At 42.3% G+C, this 23,251-nt stretch carries 23 protein-coding genes and 1 pseudogene; 3 read left to right on the forward strand and 21 right to left on the reverse strand.

What is annotated here, in order from left to right:
• The 5 genes from rpsR to B2089_RS07465 all read right to left on the reverse strand — a co-directional run.
• A partial coding sequence (gene rpsR, locus B2089_RS07445) for a 30S ribosomal protein S18 (RefSeq protein WP_296686565.1) occupies nucleotides 1-214 on the reverse strand: 214 nt, incomplete at its 3' end.
• Nucleotides 215-257: 43 nt separating this feature from the next.
• Nucleotides 258-764: a single-stranded DNA-binding protein gene (locus tag B2089_RS07450; protein ID WP_296323147.1), complete on the reverse strand. Its 507-nt coding sequence runs from the start codon at nucleotides 762-764 to the stop codon at nucleotides 258-260.
• A 49-nt stretch (nucleotides 765-813) separates the two neighbouring features.
• Nucleotides 814-1,104 carry a 30S ribosomal protein S6 gene (rpsF, locus tag B2089_RS07455; RefSeq protein WP_296323142.1) on the reverse strand — a complete coding sequence of 97 codons (291 nt, stop codon included), beginning with the start codon at nucleotides 1,102-1,104 and terminating at the stop codon, nucleotides 814-816.
• A 118-nt stretch (nucleotides 1,105-1,222) separates the two neighbouring features.
• Nucleotides 1,223-2,707 (reverse strand): glycogen synthase, encoded by a 1,485-nt coding sequence (locus tag B2089_RS07460; protein WP_296323139.1) that lies wholly within the window; start codon nucleotides 2,705-2,707, stop codon nucleotides 1,223-1,225.
• Entirely contained in the window at nucleotides 2,704-3,897 is a 1,194-nt protein-coding gene (locus B2089_RS07465; RefSeq protein WP_296686569.1) for a pyridoxal phosphate-dependent aminotransferase, read from the reverse strand. Before B2089_RS07465 ends, B2089_RS07460 begins: the two co-directional genes overlap by 4 nt.
• Nucleotides 3,898-3,964: 67 nt before the next feature.
• On the opposite strand from B2089_RS07465, the gene B2089_RS07470 reads away from it, so the two are divergent.
• Nucleotides 3,965-4,741, forward strand: a complete 777-nt coding sequence (locus B2089_RS07470) for a DUF6675 family protein (protein ID WP_349675783.1) — start codon at nucleotides 3,965-3,967, stop codon at nucleotides 4,739-4,741.
• Here B2089_RS07470 and B2089_RS07475 read toward each other — a convergent pair.
• The gene (locus tag B2089_RS07475) at nucleotides 4,692-5,411 is read right to left on the reverse strand and encodes a pseudouridine synthase (protein WP_296323130.1); all 720 of its coding nucleotides are present in this window, start codon (nucleotides 5,409-5,411) and stop codon (nucleotides 4,692-4,694) included. The two genes, B2089_RS07470 and B2089_RS07475, sit on opposite strands and share 50 nt — an antisense overlap.
• 70 nt (nucleotides 5,412-5,481) lie before the next feature.
• Between B2089_RS07475 and B2089_RS07480 the strand changes: the two genes are divergently transcribed.
• Nucleotides 5,482-6,471, forward strand: coding sequence for an RluA family pseudouridine synthase (locus B2089_RS07480; RefSeq protein ID WP_296323197.1), 990 nt, complete (start codon nucleotides 5,482-5,484; stop codon nucleotides 6,469-6,471).
• 2 nt (nucleotides 6,472-6,473) lie between these two features.
• Here the strand turns inward: B2089_RS07480 and B2089_RS07485 are convergent, their stop codons facing one another.
• The 9 genes from B2089_RS07485 to rfbA form a co-directional block, all read right to left on the reverse strand.
• Complete coding sequence (locus B2089_RS07485; RefSeq protein WP_296323128.1) at nucleotides 6,474-7,031, reverse strand: hypothetical protein; 558 nt, start codon at nucleotides 7,029-7,031, stop codon at nucleotides 6,474-6,476.
• A 1-nt stretch (nucleotide 7,032) separates the two neighbouring features.
• Entirely contained in the window at nucleotides 7,033-7,890 is an 858-nt protein-coding gene (gene rsmA / locus B2089_RS07490) for a 16S rRNA (adenine(1518)-N(6)/adenine(1519)-N(6))-dimethyltransferase RsmA (protein WP_296323125.1), read from the reverse strand.
• An 8-nt stretch (nucleotides 7,891-7,898) separates the two neighbouring features.
• Nucleotides 7,899-9,152 carry a ComEC/Rec2 family competence protein gene (locus B2089_RS07495; protein WP_296323109.1) on the reverse strand — a complete coding sequence of 418 codons (1,254 nt, stop codon included), beginning with the start codon at nucleotides 9,150-9,152 and terminating at the stop codon, nucleotides 7,899-7,901.
• Nucleotides 9,146-10,348 carry a hypothetical protein gene (locus B2089_RS07500; protein WP_296323096.1) on the reverse strand — a complete coding sequence of 401 codons (1,203 nt, stop codon included), beginning with the start codon at nucleotides 10,346-10,348 and terminating at the stop codon, nucleotides 9,146-9,148. The genes B2089_RS07495 and B2089_RS07500 overlap by 7 nt, the downstream gene beginning before the upstream one ends.
• 5 nt (nucleotides 10,349-10,353) lie before the next feature.
• Nucleotides 10,354-11,529, reverse strand: coding sequence for a PilZ domain-containing protein (locus B2089_RS07505; RefSeq protein WP_296323091.1), 1,176 nt, complete (start codon nucleotides 11,527-11,529; stop codon nucleotides 10,354-10,356).
• 9 nt (nucleotides 11,530-11,538) lie between these two features.
• Nucleotides 11,539-12,465, reverse strand: coding sequence for a dTDP-4-dehydrorhamnose reductase (gene rfbD, locus B2089_RS07510; RefSeq protein WP_296323088.1), 927 nt, complete (start codon nucleotides 12,463-12,465; stop codon nucleotides 11,539-11,541).
• Nucleotides 12,466-13,605, reverse strand: a complete 1,140-nt coding sequence (gene rfbB, locus B2089_RS07515; protein WP_296323086.1) for a dTDP-glucose 4,6-dehydratase — start codon at nucleotides 13,603-13,605, stop codon at nucleotides 12,466-12,468.
• Between the two features lie 99 nt (nucleotides 13,606-13,704).
• Entirely contained in the window at nucleotides 13,705-14,310 is a 606-nt protein-coding gene (rfbC, locus tag B2089_RS07520; RefSeq protein WP_296323084.1) for a dTDP-4-dehydrorhamnose 3,5-epimerase, read from the reverse strand.
• Complete coding sequence (gene rfbA, locus B2089_RS07525; RefSeq protein WP_296323081.1) at nucleotides 14,311-15,189, reverse strand: glucose-1-phosphate thymidylyltransferase RfbA; 879 nt, start codon at nucleotides 15,187-15,189, stop codon at nucleotides 14,311-14,313.
• Between the two features lie 53 nt (nucleotides 15,190-15,242).
• Between rfbA and B2089_RS07530 the strand changes: the two genes are divergently transcribed.
• Nucleotides 15,243-15,971, forward strand: a complete 729-nt coding sequence (locus B2089_RS07530; RefSeq protein WP_296323078.1) for an ABC transporter ATP-binding protein — start codon at nucleotides 15,243-15,245, stop codon at nucleotides 15,969-15,971.
• Nucleotide 15,972: 1 nt separating this feature from the next.
• Here B2089_RS07530 and B2089_RS07535 read toward each other — a convergent pair whose 3' ends face one another.
• From B2089_RS07535 to B2089_RS07560, 6 genes and pseudogenes are all read right to left on the reverse strand, one after another.
• Entirely contained in the window at nucleotides 15,973-17,289 is a 1,317-nt protein-coding gene (locus tag B2089_RS07535; protein WP_296323075.1) for a hypothetical protein, read from the reverse strand.
• A gap of 3 nt (nucleotides 17,290-17,292) precedes the next feature.
• A complete protein-coding gene (locus B2089_RS07540; RefSeq protein WP_296323072.1) occupies nucleotides 17,293-18,105 on the reverse strand; it encodes an outer membrane lipoprotein-sorting protein in 813 nt (270 codons plus the stop codon).
• Between the two features lie 30 nt (nucleotides 18,106-18,135).
• Nucleotides 18,136-19,422 (reverse strand): ABC transporter permease, encoded by a 1,287-nt coding sequence (locus B2089_RS07545; protein ID WP_296323069.1) that lies wholly within the window; start codon nucleotides 19,420-19,422, stop codon nucleotides 18,136-18,138.
• Nucleotides 19,422-20,849, reverse strand: coding sequence for an ABC transporter permease (locus tag B2089_RS07550; protein ID WP_296323066.1), 1,428 nt, complete (start codon nucleotides 20,847-20,849; stop codon nucleotides 19,422-19,424). The genes B2089_RS07545 and B2089_RS07550 overlap by 1 nt, the downstream gene beginning before the upstream one ends.
• A gap of 35 nt (nucleotides 20,850-20,884) precedes the next feature.
• The gene (locus tag B2089_RS07555; protein ID WP_296323063.1) at nucleotides 20,885-22,624 is read right to left on the reverse strand and encodes an ABC transporter ATP-binding protein; all 1,740 of its coding nucleotides are present in this window, start codon (nucleotides 22,622-22,624) and stop codon (nucleotides 20,885-20,887) included.
• Between the two features lie 373 nt (nucleotides 22,625-22,997).
• A pseudogene (locus B2089_RS07560) lies at nucleotides 22,998-23,235 on the reverse strand (IS3 family transposase); the annotation flags it as partial.
• Nucleotides 23,236-23,251 lie beyond the last annotated feature (16 nt).

Below are 23,251 nucleotides of genomic sequence, written 5' to 3' on the forward strand. Positions count from 1 at the left end.
GGCGTGGAAGAATCTTACCGCGCTCAGTTGTGAAGCGTTTGAGACCGTCTGCATCTTTGTAATCGATTTTTGCCTTGTTAGCGCAGAATCGGCAAACCTTCTTGCGGAAGAAAGTTTTTCCCTTGCGAGCGCCTTTCTCTTCGCCATCGCGACCTTCTGTCGCAACATTCTGGTTATCTTTGAGTTCGACTTCGTTTGTAACTTCGTCTGACATAGTGTTCTCCTATAAAATGGAATCCGACATAAAAAATCGGGAATTAAAATGGAATGTCTTCCGGGAATCCGCTGTCTGGAGCGCCGCCAAAACTCTGATCGTCATAGCTTGGTGCTTCCTGACTGGGAGCAAAAGAGTTCTGCTGTGGCTGCTGGAATTTCGGTGTATAACCCCCAGCGGACTGTGCGCCGCCATTTCCCGAATTTCCGCCCAAAAGCTGAACATTATTTGCAACGATTGAAACATTGCTTCTCTGCTGCCCTGTAGTCTTGTCCTGCCAACGGTCTTGTTTGAGATAGCCTTCAACACAAATCTGCTTGCCTTTTTTGAGGTATGGAAGAAGATTTTCGGCTGTCTTTCCCCAGATTGTGACATTAAAGAAATTAGCCTCATCGACCCACTGATCACCCTGCTTTCGGCTACGATTGACGGCAATGCTGATGTTTGCGCGAGCCTGTCCGTTCGGTGTGAACGCATATTCCCGCTGGTCGCTGCCGTTTAAGTCACGAGTCAACCGACCTACGATTGTAACAGTATTGATGTCAGTCATTTTTGCCCCCGAAAGAAAGATTTTTGTGGTTTATTAAGCTAAAGTCAGCTTATGCCTCTTTGTCGTTGAGTTTGACAAAAAGCGATTTGAGCAAATTGTTGTTCAATCGGAACTGTGTGTTGATTTCGACGATTTTTGCAGGATTTGCCTTTACTGTGAAAAGAACGAACTTACCGCGCTTGATTTTTTTGATTTCATACGCGAGATCACGTTCTCCGTAAGACTCTTCTTTTTCGATTGTTGCACCGAACTGTGCGAGAACGGCCTTTACCTTTTCTGTGCCGTCTTTGAACTTTTCATCCTCGATAGGATAGATAGTCATGAGTTCATACTTTTTCATTTCTGTATGTTCTCCTTATGGACATTTGGAATCCGCATACGCAGACTCAAGGGGTTGAGCATGATTATATCATTTTTAATGCCGCTTAGTCAATGCGATTAAGCGGTATTTTTAGTGTTTAGTTCTTTATTCCGCAACCTCTGGCGAGAGCCTCTTTGTAGACTTCAACATATTTTTCGCAGCTTGCCTTCCATGTGAAATCCTGGCTCATTGCCTTTTTCTGCATCTTTTTGATATGCTCTTTGCGGTTGTAGTAGGCCCAGACAGCCCAGCCTACCGTGTCGTAAATTGCGCCAGGCGTGAGGGAGTCGAACATGAAGCCTGTGCCCTCGCCCGTCTCCTGATTGTAGTTTTCCACCGTGTCGGCCAGACCGCCGGTTCTTCGTACGATTGGGAGAGTGCCGTAAAGCTCAGAATACATCTGGTTAAGACCGCATGGCTCGTAGGCTGACGGCATGAGGAAGAAGTCGCTTCCTGCCTCGACCAAGTGACTCAAGGCCTCGGAATAGCCGATTTTTGCCCGGAGATTTGGCAATTTTGACTGGAGATTATTGATTTCGTCCTCGCACCATTTTTCACCGGTTCCGATAATGGCGAACTGAACTTTCATGTCACGGCAAATGCTGTAGATTGAGCCGTAAGTTGGGGCAAAAACCTCGGCGATGCCTTTCTGACTTACCAAGCGTCCAACCATGCCGATGAGGGGAATGTCGGGATTCACTTCAAGGCCGAAAGCTTCCTGCAAGGCTTTTTTACAATCTGCCTTGCCCTTCATGTTTGAGGCCGAATAATTTGCCGGAAGCTCTTTGTCAGTCTTTGGATTCCAGGTTGAGACATCTACTCCGTTTACGATACCCCGCACCACATCGCTTCGGACTCGCAGAAGACCGTCCAAGCCGAATCCGCCTTCCATTGTCTGTATTTCGCGGGCGTAAGTGGGAGAAACAGTAGTCACCATGTCGGCGCAGGAAATTCCTGCCTGTAAGTGATTGATTGCTCCGTTTCGCTCAAAGCCGGCACCGTAGTAAAGCCCCCAGTCGATTCCAAGGTCAGGGAATTTGTCTTTGCCGTAAACACCCTGATAGCCCATGTTATGAATGGTGTAAACGCTGGCTGTGTGAGAAAAAGCCGGCTGATAACGGCACACATGCTTTAAAAGAACAGGCGCGAGACCAGCGCTCCAGTCGTGGGCGTGAACAATGTCGGGGAACCACTGCAATTTGTTGCAGACCTGAAAGGCTCCGTGGCACAAGAGACTGAATCGGTAGGGATTATCGAAGAAGTCAGGCTCTAATTTTGTGCCGTAAACACCATCACGGCCAAAGCAATTCTCATGGTCAAGGAAGTAAACCTCGACTTTGGGAAAGCCCGGAAGAGGAGCCTTGTAAACCTCTGTCCACTCCTGCCCCATTCCAACGGGAACGCCAAGAGGGCCCTCAAGGGCAGTGAGTTTTTTTCGGTCGATTTTATAGTAGCGTGGCATGACGATTTTAACATCGTGGCCCAAAAGAGAAAGATTTCCTGCCAGAGCGGATACAGCGTCAGCCAGACCGCCGGTTTTTGCAAAAGGAACTGCTTCAGCACTTACCATCAAGATTTTCATTTTAATTCCTCCATTGCCTTAGAGAAGGCCTTTTCTGAATTGATTATTGTTTTTTCTGAAACGCAATATGCCAGGCGGAACCAGCCCTTACCGCCAAATCCGCTTCCCGGAGCCGCGAGAATCAAGTACTTTTTGAGATAGTCGCAGAAGTCGCCGTCATCGCCGGAAAATCGGGAAGGAACCTTGCAGAAAAGATAGAAAGCTCCCTGAGGACGGTAATATTCGATTCCGCATTTGTCCAGAATAGCCATGAGTTTGTCCCGGCGGATTTTGTAGCTTGAGTAGTCCACCTGGGCATCCCAAGATTTGGCTATGACTTTCTGGAAGAAGGCAGGGGCATTTACGCAGCCCAAAACACGCAGGGCAAAAGTGACTGCCTTGATGAATTCTTCTGGAGCGTCTGACTTCGGATTTACAGCGATGTAGCCGATTCGCTCGCCCGGCAGGCTCAAATCTTTTGCAAAAGATGAGACAATGACCGTGTTTTCATAGAACTGAAAGGCCGGAGCGACCTTTGCGCCGTCGTAAACAATGGCGCGGTAAGGCTCGTCACAGACAAGGTAAGTGATTCTGCCTGTTTTTTTATTGTGCTCGCTTAAAATTGTGGCAAGTTCTTTGATATCGGACTCTGAATAAATCTTTCCGCTTGGGTTGTTGGGATTGTTGATTAAAACAGCCGCCGTTTTTGAAGAAAGCTTAGCCTTAATCGCCTGTAAATCAAGGGAAAAATCTGCCTTAGAGGGAATTTCGATGAGAGAACCGCCGTGATTTCTGGCATAGTGGCGGTATTCGGCGAAAAATGGCATGGGAACAAGCACTTCATTTCCCGGATTGAGGAGAGACTTGAATACACAGTTAAGAGCGCTGGCCGCCCCCACCGTCATAATGACATTCTCTCCTTTTACGGAAAGCCCCTGCTCTTTTGTGATTTTTTGAGCGATTGCCTCGCGGACGAAAGGATAGCCCGCATTTGGCATGTAACCGTGACAGCCGTGAGAGATGTCTTTTGCTTCTTCCTGAATGGCCGCAACGACTTTTTGCGGCGGGTCTAAGTCCGGGTTTCCTAAAGTGAAGTCGAAGACATTTTCTTCGCCATGTTCTTTTTTAAGGACGATTCCTTCCTCAAACATTTTTCGGATAACGGAAGCGCCTTTTGAATTTATCATTTCCTGAATATGTTTTGCAATCATGATGAAACAGTATATCACAAGATTGCGAACAGTGCGAGAATTTTATAAAATAAAAGCCTGTTCCCAAATGAAAAAAATATTTTTCCTTTTCCTATACCTTTATTTCTCATATAATCTTTTTTCCCAGCAAAATGTTAAGATGTCAGAAATTGATTTCTCTGTCATATTTAATGAGCGACTTACAGATTCAGAAAAAAATCAACTTAAAAACGGCGATTTTGTGTTTAACAGCATTAAGTCAATCAAAAATGTCAGAATAAACAAAATTAAAGAAACTGAGCAGGATATCGAGACTGTAAAAAAAGTAAATCCGAATCATCTTATCGAGGTCATAAAAATTCTTCCTTACGAAGGAAATGAAAACCTTGTAGAGCGAATTTCTGAAATCATGCAGGATATAGACGCGTACAAGGAAATTCCCTACTATTCAGAAAAGCATGAGCGTTATTTCCAGCTTTTTGAAGAGGCTGAAATTATTTCGATTAGTAAAGAAAATGAAAAACTCATAATTGACGAACGGCTTTTGATGAATCCCCTTAAATCCTATACAGCCCGTATTGAGGCCGAAAATCAGGGCGACTATTATTTTTACACGCTGAGGAACACAGAAAAAGTCAAATACCTGTTCTTGAATGCAATTAAAAAAGAAAAGATGATAGCCGGAGTCTCTGTGTTCAGATATGGCGAAAACTGGGTGATTTACGCCTTGGGCGGAGCTTATATTTTTCACGGTCCTTTTTTCAGCGATTTTGTTGAGGAAATGTTCTGCGGAAGAATAAAATCTTTCGTTCTTTTTATGTTTCAAAAACTTGAGGCAAGCCGGTCAGCGGATGAGGAAAAATAATCTTGCAGGCACAGAATTTCATGTCGTGATTTTCGCTTGAGAGATTTCTTGCCTTGGGATTGTAGATTTTGTCGCCATGTACGGGAAATCCGCACCAGGCCAGATGGCATCTTACCTGATGACGGAATCCTGCCGTAATATGGCAGAGGGCGGTTTTTTCTGACTCAAAAACAATTTCCGTTTTGTAAAGCCTGTTTCCCCCTTTTTTGAGTGCGGCCCGCCCCGCTTCTTGTGTAACTGGCCGAACTTCCTTTCCGCCTTTTCCGAAGGTGCGGAATGAGCTTTCGGCAGAGATTTTTGTTTCTGTGCCTGAAAAAGCGTCTGGCAGAGGGGGAAAGCCGCCGAGAATTCCTGCGCAGTCTGGAATCTTCTCGATTTCTGCACGGTAGAATTTTTCAAATTTGTCGTCTTTTTGGGCCTTAAGGAGAGCGTCGTAGCTTTCCTGACTTGTCGCAATCAAAAGGAGCCCGCTGGTTTCCGTGTCAATTCTATGTATAAGTCCGTGCTCAACACTTTTTTTCCCGCAGACATTTTTTATTTCTGGAAAAAGACGGATTGCCTGGGTGAGCAGACTTTCATCTCCCTCAAAAAGCGGGGCCGATGGAATTCCCGCAGGCTTAGAGATAACGAGAAAAGGAGAAGAAGCGCTGGGCTCGTGAATGACATTCATTGTTTCATTATAGTCAAAATTCAAAATCTGTGATACTCTGTGTCATCTTTATTTTTAATTTTTGAAAAAAATGCCATTTTTCAGTGCGAAAGTTCCCGAAGATTTTAAAGATTCAACCCGTCTCGATAAATTCATTGCATCAATCCCCAAAGAAAAATTCGGTGGAACGAGCATGAACCGCTCCAGGCTAAAAAGCGCGGCAAGCGAGATTCTTATCAACGGTAAAAAGGCAAAGCTTGCGGCGAAGGTAAAGGCTGGCGACATCATCGATATCCAATGGGAAGAAAACATTCCCGAAGACATTGAGCCTGAAAATATCCCGCTGGAAATCCTTTACGAGGACGGAAATGTCTGCGTCGTTAACAAAAAGCAGGGTATGGTCACGCATCCTGCAGCCGGAAACTGGACAGGCACGCTGGTAAATGCCCTTTTGTATCATTGGGGAAGGCAGGCGATTCATCAAGGCTCCGTGGAGAAAGTGAATGCCGAAATCCTTGCAAAACGCCGTCCTGGAATCATTCACCGCCTGGACAAAGATACTTCCGGCCTGATTATCACTGCGAAGAACAGAATGGCGGAAGAATTCTTGCACGATGAATTCCTGCATCACAATCGGATTTTAAAAGAATACATAGCAATCTGTTGCGGCCGTCCAAAAGAACTTGAAGGCAGGATCGAAACGCAGATAATCCGTGACCCGCGGAACCGAAAAAGATTCAAGGCTGTCACTGGCACAAACGAAGGAAAAAAAGCCGTCACGATTTACAAATGCTTCGCGACTTACGGTCCCTTCTCCCTTATGAGAATCCGCATCAAAACTGGCAGGACTCACCAAATCCGCGTGCACATGAAGTATATAGGTTGCCCTGTTATGGGAGACCCGATTTACGGCAATTTTTTGAAGGGCTCACCGTTTCAAAGCGCGAGTCTTATGCTTCATGCTTATCTCTTAAAAATCAGGCTTCCTGACCAGAAAGAGCCTAAGGTTTTTAAAGCTCCCGTTCCCCTTCGTTTTAAAAAAGTGCTCAGGACGCTTCATGAAAAATACGGAAAAAAGTAATTTTAAAAGACCGCGCTCTCAACTTCATCAATGAAAAATTCTTCTCTTGGGTGTTTTTCCATTTCTTTTTCTCGTTTCAGACGGTCTGTCGCCTCTTCATCGCTTTCTTCTTCAATGCGGGGGGGAGTCTGTTTTATAATCTCACTTTCTGGCTTAATTGTGAAAGGACGCATTTCCAGTTCTTTTCGTAAACGCCGTTCTTTGTTTGTGCGGGAAATTAGGTTAATCATGAGGTCTGTAAGCCCTAAAGCAAGGCAGGTAGCGGCAGAAATTTTAATGATTTTCCATTGATCGTCTTCGGTAAAACCATCGGTGCTTTTGTCCAATGGATTCCTGAATTCACCGTATTCATAAAGTGAGTAGCCTACGGTCGTCCAAAGAGTTACGAAAGGAAGTGAGCCGAATGTGATGATTTCTGTTCGACGCAAGTCTTTTGCCCACTGAGGAAAGTTTATGTCATCGTAGGAAGTATTTGCCGATGAGTCGGCTGCCCTTAGATTTTGCGGTAAACATGAGAAAAATAGAAAAAAAGAAAATAAAAAGCAAAAAAATCGTTTCATTTTATAAAACTTTATTCAAGGCATCAGAAAGCAAAAGCAAGGTTTCAACGCTCAGGTTTTCAGCCCTTTCGCTCGCCTTGATGCCAGCCGTTTTCAAGGCAATGTCGGTTTTTTCGGCACCGGCGAGAGCGAGCAGATTGTTTCGGACAGTTTTTCGCCGTGAAGAGAAAAGCTGCCGGATCATTTTCATGAAAAGTGTTGGATTCTCACAACGGGGAAAATCTTCTCTTTTTGTCATGAGAACTGCCCGACTTGCCACATTAGGCACAGGCCAGAAATTTCCGCCAGCCAAGTCTACGACATTCTTTATTTCATAGGCCCATTGGCATAAAACAGAAAATGAGGAATAGTTTTCGCTTCCTTCTTTTGCATTCATGCGCTGGGCAACTTCTTTTTGAATGGTGACGACGGCCTTGTCAAATCTGACTCCCTCGTTGATTGTATCTGCGATAATAGTGGCCGCGACATTGTAAGGTAAATTTCCGAAAAATCTTTGGGCGATTCCGTTACTATCACTGTATTTCTTCCATGTCTTTAGGACATCGCCTTCCACAAGCTCGAAAGTGTTTTTTTCTGAATATTCGGGAAAAAACTGACGGAGAAGTCGGGCAAATCCGTGGTCAATCTCAAAGGCGGTGACATTTGCTCCCCGTTCAAGGATTTCGCTTGTCATACAGCCCAAGCCGGGACCAACCTCCCAGACTTTTGTGCCCTTCTCAATATCGAGGCAGTCGATGATTTTTTTACGGGCATCAGCGTTTACAAGAAAATTCTGACCGAATTTTTTTTGCATGGCCATGCCGTTATCGTCTAAAAATGCTTTTAATGCCAGGGGGCTGTTGTAGTCTGGGTGATTCATATTATTCCTTATATATTGAAACTGAAAAAGAAAACAAATTTCTTAATCAAAAGATAGAGCGCATTCATAATAGCACTGATTGGCCCTGAAAGAAAAGGCAAAAGCAGGCAAATTATTACCCCAAAAAGACCTATATATAAAAAAAGAAAGACTAATGGCGATACAAAGACTGTGGCAATGATTCCCTGAGGCGCGATTTTTCCGAAAAAGCGCAGTGAGACAGGAGCCGTGGAAAGCTGGGCCGCGCTTGAATCGGAAAGAGACATTCGTAACTTGTGAGGAACAAAAACCGGGTATACTTTTTTAAACATCTTGCTAAAGATTATAATTCCGGTAAGGGAAGAATAAGAAAGCATAAAGGCCGCATCCTGAATATGCTCCGGAAAAACAAGGAAATGAAGAATAAAACAGAGACATAAAAGGGAAATTGAATCCGGGCGGTTCATCCTGAACAGGGAATTTAAATACAAGATAAGGGCGGCGAGAAATGCCCTGAAGAGTGACGGAGAGATTCCTGCGAACCATACGAAAAAGCAGACGGCTCCCAGTTGAATCGCATCCCCGAAATTCCTTCCCCTGGCCTTTTTACCGAAAAAATTTGCGATTGAACCGAAAAGCCCTAAGTGCATGCCGGAAAGCGCAAGGATATGAGAAAGTCCTGAGTCACGGAATGCGTCAGAGACTGACTTTTCTGTATATTCCCTGCTTCCGGAAAGAAGGGCAAGCAGAAGTCCTCCGGCTTTACCCCAAGCGTACATGAGTCGCTTGAACTGAAGGCGGCAGAGGGCGCGGAAAAATTTAATTTTTCTCATGATTCTGTTTCCGCTCCAACCAAGAGATTTTCCCCTTCTTACGACAAAAGAGTGAGAAAATCCTTCCGTTTTAACGGCAGCTACATCAAATGAAAAAATCCCGCCGTTTTCAAGAAGAAATCCCCCGTTCGATGATTTCATTCCAAGGCTATATAATTTACCGGGATAAAAGGCTTCGGCAAGTTCGCTGGGAACGAAGACGGTCACCTCTCCCCTTGCCTCAAATATTCCTTTTTCCGTGAATACTTTTTTTACAGAAAGATTTGCCTTATATGACGATGAGAAAAGAGATGTTTTTACGGGATTTGAAGAAAGAACTCCCTCAATGCTGATTATCTGACTTTCTTCAGCCAGACTGACAAAGGGATGACGCTCCCTGACTTGGGCAATTCCAGAATAAAACAGGAATGCGATGACAAGAGAAGATAAAAATATGGGATTTTTTACCACTGTAATTTTGCGAGAGACGCTTTTGCCGCATCGATTACTTCAAGCGGATATGAGATATAAGTGACATATAGAAGCGTATCGAAAGCCGTTTTGTCTCCCAGCTCCCCTAATGCAAAAATCAGAGCAAGAACAACGCTCTTGGCAGGCATTTTAGAATCCCCTTGAGCGAATGATTCTACTTTGCCATTGCATTCTGAAAGCATGTCGCAAAGGCTTTGCGCGAGTTCATGCGACGGGATTTGAACGGAAGAACGAATCAGCTTTGTGAAATCACTTTCGCCCAAAATTCCTGCATCGTATGATTTTTTTGCAAGAAGAATACTTTTTACAATTACAGAAGATGCGTGTGACCATTTTTGATTTGTAAGCACTTCATGGGCTTCAATTTGAAAACCAAGGAATGCGCGTTCTGCCGTCTCACTTCCTGCCTTCAGTTTCTCTGCATTATTAATAGCAATTAAAAGTGAGTTTTCGGCAATATCGCACAAAGAATTTTGTGAAACTTTAGAAGATTTATGCAAAAGCGTGAAATAATGGGCAGCGTCTTCAATGGTAGAAATGGAAAAAATCTTGATTACATCAGCAAAACTTTCTTGTGAAAGCCTTACAAGAGCCGCATCGGTTGTTTTTTGATATTCAGGCCAAATCTTAGATTGCCAGATGTTGTAGATTATTGAAAGCGACTCTTCATTTCCCAGTTTTCCAAGAGCTTCGATAGAAGATTCAAGGACTTCTGAAGAATTTTTTCCTTGTTTGAACGAAGATAACAAATATTCATTTAAGAAATCAACCGTAAGGGAAGAATTTTCCGTTGAATAGAGGGGAAGTTTTTCCATAACGGCTTTTTTTAATTCTTTATTTTTAAACAGACGAAACAGAGCCATCAATTTTTCGGAAATTTTCATCTGTTCATCAAGATTGATTTTAGTAATTTCGTCTTTTTTGTCGGAAAGAACTGTGACGGCAGCAAGCGCAAGTTTTGTAAAATCTTCATCTTCAGAAAGAACTGCCGCATGCTCAATTGAAAAATCAAGGGCTTTTTTTACCACAGAAAAACGTTCTGATTCATTTAGATTTTGAAGGATTATTATTTTTTCAGAAAGGCTTCCTTTGATGAAGTTTTTTTCATTTTCGCTGGCTTGGCTAATGAATAATGAGAAAAAGAAGGAAAGAAGAAAAAAAACAGCTCTTTTCATTGAGTTTATTCCTCTGGTATCGATGAATTTTCTTCTGGAATTTCTTCGTCATAGCTTGGCGCCTGCCCTTCTTGACCAACTTGCTCTGTAGGATTAGCATCTGCTTGATTTTGCTGCAATGAGGAATAATCTGTGTCGTGAATTTTCTGTGACTCCTGTTCTTCTTCTTCAACTTCTGCAAGAGCCGTGAGTTCTTCTTTTTTCTCATCTGACAAGTCACGGTAAATAAAGGCTAGAATTGAATTCTTCATTTCTTTTTCGATATGAAGGCACTCAAAATGCAAGCGAGACTGATTAGTATTTTGGTTATATTCAACTGCCCTGATAATTCCGAACATGATGATTAACTTTTCATCGATTTCAAACTGGAGTTTTATTTTTATGTTTTGTTTGCCACGACCGCCGATTCGAACCATCGCTCCGTCTTCAGAAATGTCTTCAAGGAGACATTTATAGCCAGCCTCGACCTCAACGGCTTCAAAGTCAGGCTCATCAGCATCAATAAAATAAAGCTGTGCATAAATCTGACATGCTGCACGAACTGATTTGCGTTTTTGTGCTCGCTCCAGAGTGTTAGTATGCGCCAGATAAATTACGCTCTGCCCCTGAAAGACTCCCGCATTTGTTACGCGCGTATCAAAAACATAGCCAGCATCTCCTTTTCGCCAGAGATATACGCTTACATCATGGGTAACCCAATCATCACCATCAAGAGTCCTGATATTTTTTTGCAGAGGAAGACGGATAATCAACTCATGTCCGACACTAAGAATTTCAGAAACGAAAATTCCCTTGCCTTTGAGGATAATGCGAAGTCGCTGCCCTTTTTCAAGGTATTTCGTTGACTCCAGCCCTTTTTTGTTTTCGTGATCGATGTCGATTTTTGTTCTGTAGTTGTATAATTTGTTGATGAATGTTTGTGTAGACTCAAGGCTCTCTGTTCCGTTTGCTTTTGAATCCATGACGATTTTTGAGATTGCCATGTTAAGCGTTGGAACTGAAACATAGAGCTGCATAGGCTCTTCGATTTCGGCTTCTTTTGCCAGCTTCCAAAGTAAAGTGATTTCGTTGAATTTAAAGCCTTTGTCCTGCCCCATCATAAAGAATTGAATTTGAACCTGAAACAAAACAAGCAGGCGAATAACGAGGAAAATACAAATGGTTGTTATAAATAAAACCAAAAACACACTTTATTTTACTATATCAATGCGTTTCTTGTCAAAGTGTGGTGAATTTATGAATTTTCTGAGGCTTTCCTGCCATTGGGGAAGTTTTATGCCCAGAGTCTGCTGAATCTTTGACTTGTCAAGGACTGAATAAGCCGGTCTTTTCGCAGGCATGGGATACTCCGCCGTAGTGCAGGGATTGACCTGACACTTTTCGTTCGTGAGGATTCCCGCCTCAAACGCCTGTTTTTTGATTTCCTTGGTGAAGTCAAACCAAGTCGTCTCCCCCTCGTCAGTCACATGATAGATTCCGTTGGGGATTTTCTGGGAATGGTTTTCCGAGTCAGGATTTTCAAGGCGGTTTTCAATGATTCTTGCAATCACGGAAGAAAGAGTGAGGCAGTTTGTAGGCGTTCCCCTCTGGTCGGCGACGACCTTAACGCTTTCCCTGCTGTTCATGGCACGAATCATCGTATAGACGAAATTTTTTCCGTAAAAGCCGTATAGCCAGGCCGTGCGCAAAATGTAAAAATCATCTGTTTCTGAGGATACAGCCTTTTCTCCAGCGGCCTTTGTCTCGCCGTAAACTCCGATTGGCTTTATTGGAGAATCTTCAGAAATGGGGGAAGAAGCCGAGCCGTCAAAAACATAGTCAGTTGAGATATGGACAAGGGGACAGCCGATTTTTTTTGAAAGTCTGGCGATATTTCGCGGTCCTTCTTCATTCAGGGCACGGGCCAGTTCAGCATCGGTCTCAGCCTTATCCACTGCAGTGTAAGCCGCGCAGTTTACGATAAATGAAATGTCCTTATCGGAGGCAAAGTTTTCAAGGGCGGCATAATCAAGGATTGACACACCGCTGTCAGTTCCTGTGTAAGAAAGATTTTTTTCTTCAAGAGTGCGGCACAATTGCGTGCCCAGCATGCCGTTACAGCCGATAATCCAAACCATTTACTTCCGCTCGCCGTAATTTGCATTAATCCAGTTTTTGTACTCGCCGCTTAAAATGTGGTCTACCCAGTCTTTGTGGGAAAGATACCAGTTTACCGTAAGCTCTAAGCCCTGCTCGAAGGTCATTTTTCGCTCCCAGCCAAGCTCTTTCTTGATTTTTGAGCAGTCGATTGCATAGCGGGCATCGTGGCCGGGTCGGTCTTTTACATGGACGATTGTCTTTTCAACATCTTCTGCGGATTTGTTTACTTTTGGAGCGGTAAGCTCTATGACTTTGTGCAAAAGCTTGATGTTCTGCCATTCGTTTTCGCCGCCGATGTTGTATTTTTCGCCTGTCTTACCAGAATTTACAATCTGCCATACAGCCCGGTTATGATCCTCGACATAAATCCAGTCGCGGATATTCTTTCCCTCGCCGTAGACCGGAAGGTTCTTTCCGTCGCGGATATTTGAAATCATAAGGGGAAGAAGTTTTTCCGGGAACTGATAAGGCCCGTAGTTGTTGGTGCAGTTTGAGAGAGTAATCGGAAGGCCGTAAGTGTGATAGTAGGCCATTACGATATGGTCAGAGCTTGCCTTTGAAGAAGAATATGGCGAGCGGGGGTCGTAATTCGTAGTTTCGGTGAAGTAGCCGGTCTCCCCAAGAGAGCCGTAAACTTCGTCCGTGGAAATATGATGAAAAAGAACATCATCCCGCTTATTGTCAAGGGAAACTCCCCAGTAATTTCGCGCAACATCAAGCAGGGTGAAAGTTCCCATTACATTGGTTTTGATGAAGGCTTCAGGCCCCAAAATCGAGCGGTCAACATGGCTCTCAGCGGCAAAGTGAATCACCGTGTCGATGTCATAAGCCTTAAAAATCCGCTCAATCTCCCCTCTGTCGCAGATGTCAACTTTCTCAAAGAAATATCTCCGCTCGCTCTCGCTCGCCCCGCTACCGAATTTAGCGTCCACACCGGAAAGATTCTCAAGGTTTCCGGCATAAGTAAGGCAATCCACATTGACGATTTTGCCCTTAAAGCCCGAATCCATGAATTCTTTGCTACCAGTCGCGCTCTGCCCGAAGAGATAGTTGATAAAATTAGAGCCGATAAAACCTGCCCCGCCTGTTACCAGAATATTTGTAAGTTTTCTAGACATATTCTTCTCCATTTATTTAAATTGAAAGTTGAAAACGGAAAGTGGAAAGTTAATTTTTATTTGTGCAAAAAAATGAACTCAGTTTTCAGTTTTCCACTTTCAGTTTGTTCCAATCCATTTTCCCTTGATGTCAAAATAGTCGCCGTTGGGGTCGAATGCCGGATGTTTGCCGTCTTTTTCTGAAAGAAGAGGCTTAATCTCAGGAGCGACAGACTTCCAGTCGATTCCGATTGTCCCGTCATTCCACATTAAGCCACCCTCGCCTTTCGGGTCGTAGAAGTCAGTGCACTTGTAGGCGAAGACAGCTGAATCTGAAAGGACATAAAAGCCGTGGGCGAATCCTTCAGGAATATAAAACTGATTCTGTTTTTCGCCGTCCAGAATGACTCCGTAATACTTTCCGAAAGTGGCAGAGCCTTTTCGTAAGTCCACAGCCACATCATAGACACGGCCGCTCACAGCACGCACCAGCTTTCCCTGAGGATGACGGGTCTGGAAATGAAGGCCACGAAGCACGCCCCTTGAAGAAGAAGACTGATTATCCTGCACGAACTTCATCTTTAAGCCGGCCTCAAAAAAATCCTTCTCAGAATAAACCTCAAAAAAATATCCCCGTGCATCTCCAAAAACTTTAGGCTGAATCTCGTAAAGCCCGTCAAAAACTTTTCCGTCCGCCGCCAGACATTTCTTAAACTCAAAAGACATTTAGTTTTTCTCCGCGATGTATTTTAAGTATGCGCCGTAGTCGGTTTTATAGCCGGCTGCAAGTTCCAGAAGAGACTCCTTTGAAAGCCAGCCGTTGGCAAAGGCGATTTCTTCGATACAAGAAACATACATGCCCTGCCGTTTTTGAATCGTGGCGATAAAATTGCTTGCCTCAAGAAGACCGTCATAAGTTCCTGTATCAAGCCAGGCCATACCGCGGCCCAAAAGCTCCACAGAAAGAGAAGCTCGCTCAAGGTAGGCGTTGTTCACGGCAGTGATTTCAATTTCCCCGCGGGCAGAGGGCTTTACCTCGCTTGCGATTTTGACGACTTCGTTATTGTAGAAATAAAGACCTGGAACGGCATAATTTGACTTTGGTTCCTTCGGCTTTTCTTCGATTCCCAGAACTTTGCCATTTTTGTCGAATTCAACCACGCCGTAAGCCGTGGGGTCTTTTACCATGTAACCGAAAATCACGGCTTCACTTGCCTTTGACTCCATTTTTGCACGGGCATTTTTGAGGGTTCTGGTAAAACTCTGACCGTAGAAAATATTGTCCCCCAAAACAAGGGCAACATCATCGCTTCCGATAAAATCCTTGCCGACGATGAAAGCGTCTGCCAAGCCCCTGGGCTTTTCCTGAACTGCGTATTCAAAAGTCATGCCAAGCCAGGCACCGTCACCGAAAAGTTCCTTAAAAAGGGAAATGTCCCGTGGTGTTGAGATAATAAGGACTTCGCGGATTCCTGCCAGCATGAGACAAGAAAGAGGATAGTAAACCATGGGCTTGTCATAGAGCGGAAGAATTTGTTTTGAAACTGCTTTTGTAATCGGGTAAAGGCGGGTTCCGCTTCCGCCTGCTAGAATTATTCCTTTCATAAGCCTTAGTATAACATTGTCGCAAATAAAAAAAAAGTGTATAATCAGAAGATATGGCAGTAATTGAGTTAAAAAATGTTAGCAAAATCTATCAGATGGATAAAGTACAAGTCAAAGCGGTGGACAAGGCATCTTTTAAAATCGAAGAAGGTGAATTCGCCGCTCTCTCAGGTCCTTCTGGTTCAGGAAAATCTACCCTTCTTAATATGATTGGTCTCATCGACTTGCCTAATTCTGGTTCAATTATCCTTGAAGGCACGGATGTCTATAAAGGAATCGACCTTGAAAAATCGAAAAAAGTGCCATTTAAAATCGACTCAAAACTCACGGAACTCCGCCGCGCCCATTTGGGCTTTATCTTCCAGACATTCAATCTTATTCCGGTTCTTAATGTTTGGGAGAATGTGGAATTCCCTCTTTCTCTCGGAAAATCTCCTGCAAACGACACTCTTTCGCCTGCCGAAAAAAAGGATTGGGTGGCATTTTTGCTTGAGACAGTTGGCCTTTCTGACTGGAAGGATCACAAACCTTCAGAACTTTCTGGCGGTCAGAGGCAGCGTGTCGCCATTGCCCGCGCCCTGGTCACAAAGGCTCCCATTATCCTCGCCGACGAGCCAACAGCCAACCTTGACTCAAAGAACGGCGACCAGATCCTTGAGCTCATGAAAAAACTCAATCAGGATTTAAAGACAACTTTCGTCTTCTCTACCCACGATGCGAAAATTGTTGCCCTCTCTGACCATGTTATCAAAATCAGGGACGGTAAGATTCAGGGTGAATAATTTAGTAATCCATTGAAATCGTAATATATGTTCCCACTGTGAGCTTCGTTGAATAGCCTTTGACCAATTCGTCATAGCCGTATTCGTATTTTGCTCCGAAGCGCCAGTCACAGTGAGGGAGAACCCTTGAAAAGTTAATTCCAGGCTTTATAAATCCTGTTTTTTCCGTGATATTGTGATTCCACTGAATGCCAATACTGATATCTTTGTTAGGTCCGAGTTTTGCGATTCCTATGTAGCTTGCGAAGCGATTTACGAAAAATTTTTCACTGTCTTCCGGCGCAGGATTATAAATGTTCTGAAATTCAAAATTGAATCCAAAATACGGAGTGCTTTCTGTCCACATCCTGTAAATTCCACCTGTTGAGATGATTTTGTCAAAAGCCGTCATATCGTCAAATTTGGATGTGAATACTTTTTTGATAGAAGCGTCTTCATCTTCTGAAAGTTTTCCCAATTCCTGACCATAAATATCAAAGCCGAAAAATGTCCTTTTAAGTTCAAGACCGATTATTGAATTTTTGTGTAGCTCAGGTTTTTGTATTGCAATGTCACTGTCTTTAAGAGGAAATCGTCTTCCGAAGAAGTTAATCGATGTGTTGAAAAAAATGAATTCTGCGCTTCCTGCAAATGACATGTCTTTTGTTCCTGGAGAATCATTTCCTGTTCCACCACGGTACATCGCAAGACCTGTAAAGGTATGATTGTATATAGGAATTTTTACTATACCAGAAATATGGTCGCGGGAGTCATAAAGAATATTTGTACACAAGGCATCTTCATCTCCCTCATATTCTTTTGTGTCGGAAAAGAGACGGATGTTTCCCCAAACAGTCTTTTTTTTCCCTGCCGTTATATATATGCGGTCAATCATAAGATAGTCAAAATACATCTCGTAGATATATAAATAATTTGACTGACCGTCGAGCTCATCATCACTGTCGGCAGGAAGACTTGATTTTAGGGTTCCTTTGAGGGCAAGGTATTTATCAGGGCGGGTGGTAAAATAAATGTAATTCTTAAAATCAAAATATCCTGCTGCATCCCCTTCCTTGTCTTTTCGGACATAGGCAAGACCAAGCTCGGAATTCATTTTGCCAGAAACCTCAATTGGAAACCTGAGGTTTCCCAGTGTGACATCATAATTTGTAGTAGGATTTGATTCTTCTGTTATTACAGGCTCTTCAATGTCGGTTGCATCTTCAAAAAATTCAGAAAAATCTTGCTCCGTGCTTTCTTCCTGGGAAAAAATCGCTGTAGAAGAAAGCACGAGAGAAAGAAGTATTAATGTAAAGAGTTTTTTGAAGGGTGAAGTCACTTTTTAATTGCCAGCCATGAGTTCTAGGTAGGGCTTAGTATATATGGCATCGTCTTGTTTTACAAGAGCAGCATTTGAAATTGAGATAAGCGTGGTTTCATATTCCATTTTGCCACTGATTTTTTTACCCTTGAGATTGTCCATAATCCTCATGTTTACAGGAATCCAATAGACTTTACCGCCAGCACCATTGATTTTCTGGTAAGAAGGAATAATTGTTGTCCGTAATTTCTGACCTGAAAGAGAATAATCTTCCTTCATACGGGTAAGTCCGTCATTTTTTGTAACCCACAATTTAATGGTTGGATAGTCTACATTCTTTGAGTTAGCCTTGAGCGTAAAAAGAACACAGTCAAATTTTGTTAATTTGACCTCTTCAGCAGACTCTATATCGTAATTTTTTGCATAGAGCTGGGGAGCAAAATCTGAAGTGTTTGCGTTAGTACCCTGGAATTTATCTTTAGAGCTTGTGAATGTGAATCGTTTGTCAGCAGGATCGTAGAACCAGATGCTGTTGTCAGTCTGCAAATAGCCCTTGCCTTTATCCTTGAGAGGTGCCTTGATAAGAATAGTCCATTTGAGGGATTTGTCACGGCGGTAAATTGTAGCATTCGTAACGCTTCTACCCTCGCCTGGCTTTTGCTGGATAACTTCGTAATCTGCCTTGAAATCGGTCTCATAGAATGCCGTCGTATCCTCTGTTTTTTGAAGAAGAGCCTTTGCATCAGATGATGAAATCGCATTTGCAGAAAGACAAAGTGAAGAGAGAATAAAAGCACTTGTAAAAATCTTTTTAAAATTCATTGTAAGTTTCATGGTTCGCCTCCTTATTGTGAAAGCCCCCGCCTATTCCGTTGTCGCAAGGGCTTGAACCGGCATGATTTTTATAGACTTGAGCGTCGCATACAACACTGCAAGAATCGTAAAGGTTATGACTGCTACGATAACCATTACACTTTTAATAACATCCATGCGCGGACAAAGGTTACCTTTTTCGAGGAACATATCAAAAGAAGGGATAAAAGAAAAATCAAAAAGGGAAATAATTGAGCAGAAAACAGAGTTGAGCAGAATTCCGCCGATACAGCCGACGATGAGAAGAAGCAAAGCCTCAAAAAGCAGCGTACTGATGATAGAGCGTTTTTTCATCCCCACGGCCATGTAAATTCCTATTTCGGTGATGCGCTTCATGATAAGAACACGGTATGTGCTTCCGATTCCTGCGATAATGATAAGTGTGAGGATTGCGATAATAAAGGTGATAATCGCATCCATCGCCAATTCCATAATTTCGACATCATTTAGATTTGCGCTCAAAGGAATAAATCCCCATGTCTCAACCTTGAAATTATCCGTCGCGTCAATATAGTCGTCTTTGTCATCAACCCAAGAATACATGTTGAGGACTTTTGAGAGAGAATTGTAATAATCATGAAGCTCTTTTTCGGAAACAGTCCTGTTGGGAAAGTTCACGCAGATTCGGTTTGCATAATTTTGAGGTCGGCCGTATGTGTCACGGATAAATTCAAAATCCATATAGGAAGTATACATACCGAATACGCTTGAATCCTGAAAAATTCCCCTCACGATTACAGGAACTGTATTAATATAGTCATCAACAGTTTCAAGCTGGAATGTGATTTCATCCCCTACATGAACATTGAGCATTTTTGCTATGGGAGAAGAGATGAGAACGCCGTTTGATCCGGCCATTTCCTCGATTCCGCCATCAACAAATGTAAAACTTGAAATCAAATCTTTTTCATTGTTAAAATCAACGCCTTTTATGACGTTTTGCAAAGCCTGCACTCCTTCAAAGTAAAAAGACGAGTAGCGGGCGTCAAAATCCATGCGGGGACTGACAATGGCATCTTTTGGAAGGACAGACTTTATTTCATCGATATGCGTTTTATAATTATAAATGTCGAGTCCGTCAGAATTTACGGAACACATAAGGGCAATATCGCCGCCGTAGTAGATTTTTGCCTTTTGATTGAGCGATTTTATCATTCCTGAGCTTATTGCTATTGAGGTTAGGGAAATCGCGACGCCTGCCATGCAGACAAGAAAGAGGCTTATATATTGTGTTTTTCGATAAAGAAGCGAGCGAAGCGCAATTTTCGTCTGATACATTATTTTGCCCCCTGCATCGCCTCAACGGGATTAACCCTGATGGCATTGATAAGCGGGTAAATCCAGGCGATAAGACCAATGAAAATTGAGAGCGAGAAAGCCCCCAGAAGATTTTGCAAGGAAACAGAAGTTTGCAGAACCGTTCCTCCGAAAAGCTGTACGATGAATGAGTTTGAGAAAGTGATGTGCATGGACGAAACGACATGCGAGCCGATTATGCCGAGGATACAGCCTGAAATTCCTGCTATGAAAGCCATGATTAAAGTCTCAGAGGCACATTCTTTCGTGATGTAGCGTTTGTTCGCCCCGATAGCCCTCATCGTGCCTATTTCACGGATACGGTCGAGAACATTAATGACAAGCGTATTATTAACGACGATAAAACCGGCTCCAAGAATTATGATGATACCGATATTGAGGATAAGACGAAGAACGTAGAGGTAAAAAGCAGTGTTTCCCGCAGAACTTCTCCAGTTGACTGCTTCGCAAGGCCAGTCATTTTCTTTGAAAGTCTTGTTTAATGATTTGATTAATTTTTTGACTTTTTTAGGATTATCAGCCCTACAAATCAGGAAATTCCATGACGATGAATTTGTGTAACTGTTCTCCAAAGCGGCAATATCCTCGCTTGAGACGGTGATTTCATCAGTTGTGATACCCTCGCTTGTGTCTTCGGCATCAGAAAAAAACGATTCCAGGTCAAAATCCGTGAGCATTTTTTCTATGTCATCGGAAAATTCGACTTTATCAGCAGATGACAAATCAGACATATCCATGATTGCCCGGACAGTTTCTGGATTTGTAAGAACGATTTTGTCGAGAATCGCATTGTCAACAGAATATTCATAAATTGCGGTGAGAGGAACGGAACGGATACGAGAGGAGAATCCCTCGCTGATTTCAAACTGAAGGGTATCCCCTATTTTTACCTTTAGTTTTTCTGCATAAGGCTTTGAAAGCATGATTCCCTTTTCGCCATCTGCCCATGCATTACCCTCTATAAGACGGATTGAAGACATGAGCTCTAAGTACTTGGAGGCAGGAACTCCGAACATGTAGCATTTTGTGTCTTCAGAATCACTCTCTAAGACAGCCATGCCTGAAACTTGGGGAACGAGATTATTGATAGAGGGATGCTCTGAAAGAAAACTGTAAATCTCATCATAGGGAATAAGTTTTGGAAGCTCAGTAAGACTGCCAGTAACTGGAGTCTCATCGCCAAAAAGCGACAAAGGAGACTTGTATTCAGGACGGATAACGATGTCTCCTGTAAAACTTGAGACAAAAGTCTCCTGAACGCCCTGCTCCGTGCTGTCAAAAACGGCATTCGTAATTACAAGCAGCATAACTGCAAAGGCGATAAAAAGAATTATGACGAAAGAACTTTTTTTAGAGATAATGTTCTTGAATGCGAGATAGAGAAGCATATAGGTAGATTATATAGGAAAAGAAGTATTTTCGGCTATACCCGCTCTGCTTTTCCCCCATCAAATTTAATCTTAAAATCACAGTTTTCAAGGGTGCTAAGACGATGAGCAATGGCAATAATCGTAATTTTTCCTTTTAGTTTTAAGATTGTATCTGTAATCTGTTTTTCGGTCTCATTGTCAAGGGCACTGGTCGCTTCATCGAGAATCAAGACATTTGGATTGTGGTACAAGGCCCTCGCAATACCGATTCGCTGCTTCTGCCCACCAGAAAGTTTTGCACCTCGGTCACCGACATTAGTGTTTTCCTTTTCAGGCAAAGTCTGAACGAAATCGTAAAGCTCTGCCATTCTAAGCACTTCCAGAATACGAGAATCGTCAATTTCTTCTGGTGCAAGTCCGAAAGCGATATTATCTTTTATCGAACCATCAATAAGGTAAATGCTCTGAGGAACATATGCTATATTGTTCAGCCAGCTAGAAAGATTTTTGTGAATATCATGACCATCAACGGTTATAGTACCAGATTTTGGCGGAAGAAGCCCAAGGAGTATGTCCACGAATGTTGTTTTTCCTGCACCACTTGGACCTATTATACCAATAAAAGAGCCTTTTGGAATAGTGAATGATACATTTGAAAGAACATCTTCTTTTTTTGATGGATAAGCAAATGTTAGGTTTTGAATGGAAATCTCATTGTCAAAATTTAATGTTGACTCAGATTTTTTGATAAAATTTTGCTCTTCCAAATCTTTGTTGTTCCTTACAATCATAAGATCATTGAACATTTCGGTGAAAAGAGGCATTCTGAATTTTATAGAATTGAACATTGCAATCATCTGATTGAGGCTCGGCATAAGGCGAACCGCGGCTAATGCAAGGACACCAAGAGTCGGAATTAATGAGGCTGGATTCGCATCTAAAATCATTTTTACTGCTATAAGAATTAGAATTCCACCGATAGTAAACAATTCAATTATTGATTTCGGAAAGCGCTGCACAAAAAGAAAATCTTTGTTACTTTTTATGAACTCGGTATAGCTTTTGTCAAATTCAGAAATGAAATAGTCTTCTCGTTGCATAACTTTAGTTTCTTTTACGGAATAGAAGCCCTGATTTATCCATTTCCCATTGTTAATTTGACATTTATTTTGAATTGTACCTGCAATTCCAATTTTTTTTCTGAAATAATTAAGCATGGCAAGAACCAAAGGACCGAGAATAAAAGCAACACCAATAGCTATGAGCCAGTCCATAAAGCATATAAAAGCCCAGATTACAATAATCGTTATGATATTTGTCATAATTTGGAGCGTACTTATAAGAATCTGGCTGAAGACGGTGTCTCCTCCGCTATGAATATTTCTTGATATGACAGAAATGTTGGTGTCAAGATGATATAGATAAGGCTTATTCATATAATAAGCATACAATCGCTTTGAATAATCACGCTGATTGTTGAGCGAGAAATTTATCTGGATTTTCCCCTGCCACAATATAAGAAAATTTTTGAAAACATAGAAAGCGAAAAGTGATATTGACGCAAAGAAAATTAATTTGCGGTGTGAATTTATCCCGAAAACAGAAAGAATTTTGGCTATTTTCTCATGGTCTTCAAGCCAGTTTGGGTTACCGATTATATTTATAAGCGGATATAACAGACCGATTCCAAGAGCTTCAAACACAGCTATTATGAGCATGAGAACGATGAGAAAACTGCAAAGTGTCATTTGACGGCGGGTTAAAATTTTGAAGATTTTAAGAAAGTTTTTCATAAGACGATATAGGTTATATTTAGTTTAAAGAAAAACTAGAGATTCTTCAATGGGGGGGAGATGGAGAGAGGGCGAAAATGGAAGAAAATACTTTTATAATACATAGTATTCTAGATGCAGAAACCATGTCAATGGTAACTACATTATCGATAGAGAAAAGGTCTTTTCATAGAAAACTGTATGCATTGATTTTTACACATTAAACCTATAAAAATTTTGTGTGACCCTGTCATAAATTCTGTGTAAGTGGCAGGGGGTAATTAAAGCCGGGAACACGCCCGTCAAATAATATTGCAAATTGATTAAGTGCCAGTCCCCAGTCTTCGATGGACATAGTCCAGCTGAAGTGCACCCCAATTATTGGACACTTTAACTAGGCTGATTTTAAGGACTGATTCCTGAATTGTAAAGGAGTCAGTCTTTTTAATTTAACCTTAATTCTCTTTTCGTTGTACCAAGACAAATACTCAATCAATTCTTTTTTGAAATGCTCGACAGACTCAAACTCCTGTAAGTATAAAAGCTCTGACTTAACAATCCAAAAAAGTTTTCCATCACTGAATTATCAATACAGTTCCTTTTCTAGACATGCTCTGTCTGATTTCTTTTTTAAAGGAATTGTACAAT

The sequence above is a fragment of the Treponema sp. UBA3813 genome (genome assembly GCA_002368605.1).
Lineage (GTDB): Bacteria > Spirochaetota > Spirochaetia > Treponematales > Treponemataceae > Treponema_D.

Bases quoted from the DNA above. Each gene is read 5' to 3' on its own strand.
- B2089_RS07475 (WP_296323130.1), bottom strand. From the start codon at position 5,411: ATGAATGTCATTCACGAGCCCAGCGCTTCTTCTCCTTTTCTCGTTATC.
- B2089_RS07485 (WP_296323128.1), bottom strand. From the start codon at position 7,031: ATGAAACGATTTTTTTGCTTTTTATTTTCTTTTTTTCTATTTTTCTCA.
- rpsF (WP_296323142.1), bottom strand. From the start codon at position 1,104: ATGAAAAAGTATGAACTCATGACTATCTATCCTATCGAGGATGAAAAG.
- rfbD (WP_296323088.1), bottom strand. From the start codon at position 12,465: ATGGTTTGGATTATCGGCTGTAACGGCATGCTGGGCACGCAATTGTGC.
- B2089_RS07550 (WP_296323066.1), bottom strand. From the start codon at position 20,849: ATGCTTCTCTATCTCGCATTCAAGAACATTATCTCTAAAAAAAGTTCT.
- B2089_RS07555 (WP_296323063.1), bottom strand. From the start codon at position 22,624: ATGAAAAACTTTCTTAAAATCTTCAAAATTTTAACCCGCCGTCAAATG.
- B2089_RS07480 (WP_296323197.1), top strand. From the start codon at position 5,482: ATGCCATTTTTCAGTGCGAAAGTTCCCGAAGATTTTAAAGATTCAACC.
- B2089_RS07500 (WP_296323096.1), bottom strand. From the start codon at position 10,348: ATGAAAAGAGCTGTTTTTTTTCTTCTTTCCTTCTTTTTCTCATTATTC.
- rfbB (WP_296323086.1), bottom strand. From the start codon at position 13,605: ATGTCTAGAAAACTTACAAATATTCTGGTAACAGGCGGGGCAGGTTTT.
- B2089_RS07540 (WP_296323072.1), bottom strand. From the start codon at position 18,105: ATGAAACTTACAATGAATTTTAAAAAGATTTTTACAAGTGCTTTTATT.
- rfbA (WP_296323081.1), bottom strand. From the start codon at position 15,189: ATGAAAGGAATAATTCTAGCAGGCGGAAGCGGAACCCGCCTTTACCCG.
- B2089_RS07530 (WP_296323078.1), top strand. From the start codon at position 15,243: ATGGCAGTAATTGAGTTAAAAAATGTTAGCAAAATCTATCAGATGGAT.
- B2089_RS07465 (WP_296686569.1), bottom strand. From the start codon at position 3,897: ATGATTGCAAAACATATTCAGGAAATGATAAATTCAAAAGGCGCTTCC.
- B2089_RS07460 (WP_296323139.1), bottom strand. From the start codon at position 2,707: ATGAAAATCTTGATGGTAAGTGCTGAAGCAGTTCCTTTTGCAAAAACC.
- rsmA (WP_296323125.1), bottom strand. From the start codon at position 7,890: ATGAATCACCCAGACTACAACAGCCCCCTGGCATTAAAAGCATTTTTA.
- B2089_RS07450 (WP_296323147.1), bottom strand. From the start codon at position 764: ATGACTGACATCAATACTGTTACAATCGTAGGTCGGTTGACTCGTGAC.
- B2089_RS07470 (WP_349675783.1), top strand. From the start codon at position 3,965: ATGAAAAAAATATTTTTCCTTTTCCTATACCTTTATTTCTCATATAAT.
- rfbC (WP_296323084.1), bottom strand. From the start codon at position 14,310: ATGTCTTTTGAGTTTAAGAAATGTCTGGCGGCGGACGGAAAAGTTTTT.
- B2089_RS07545 (WP_296323069.1), bottom strand. From the start codon at position 19,422: ATGTATCAGACGAAAATTGCGCTTCGCTCGCTTCTTTATCGAAAAACA.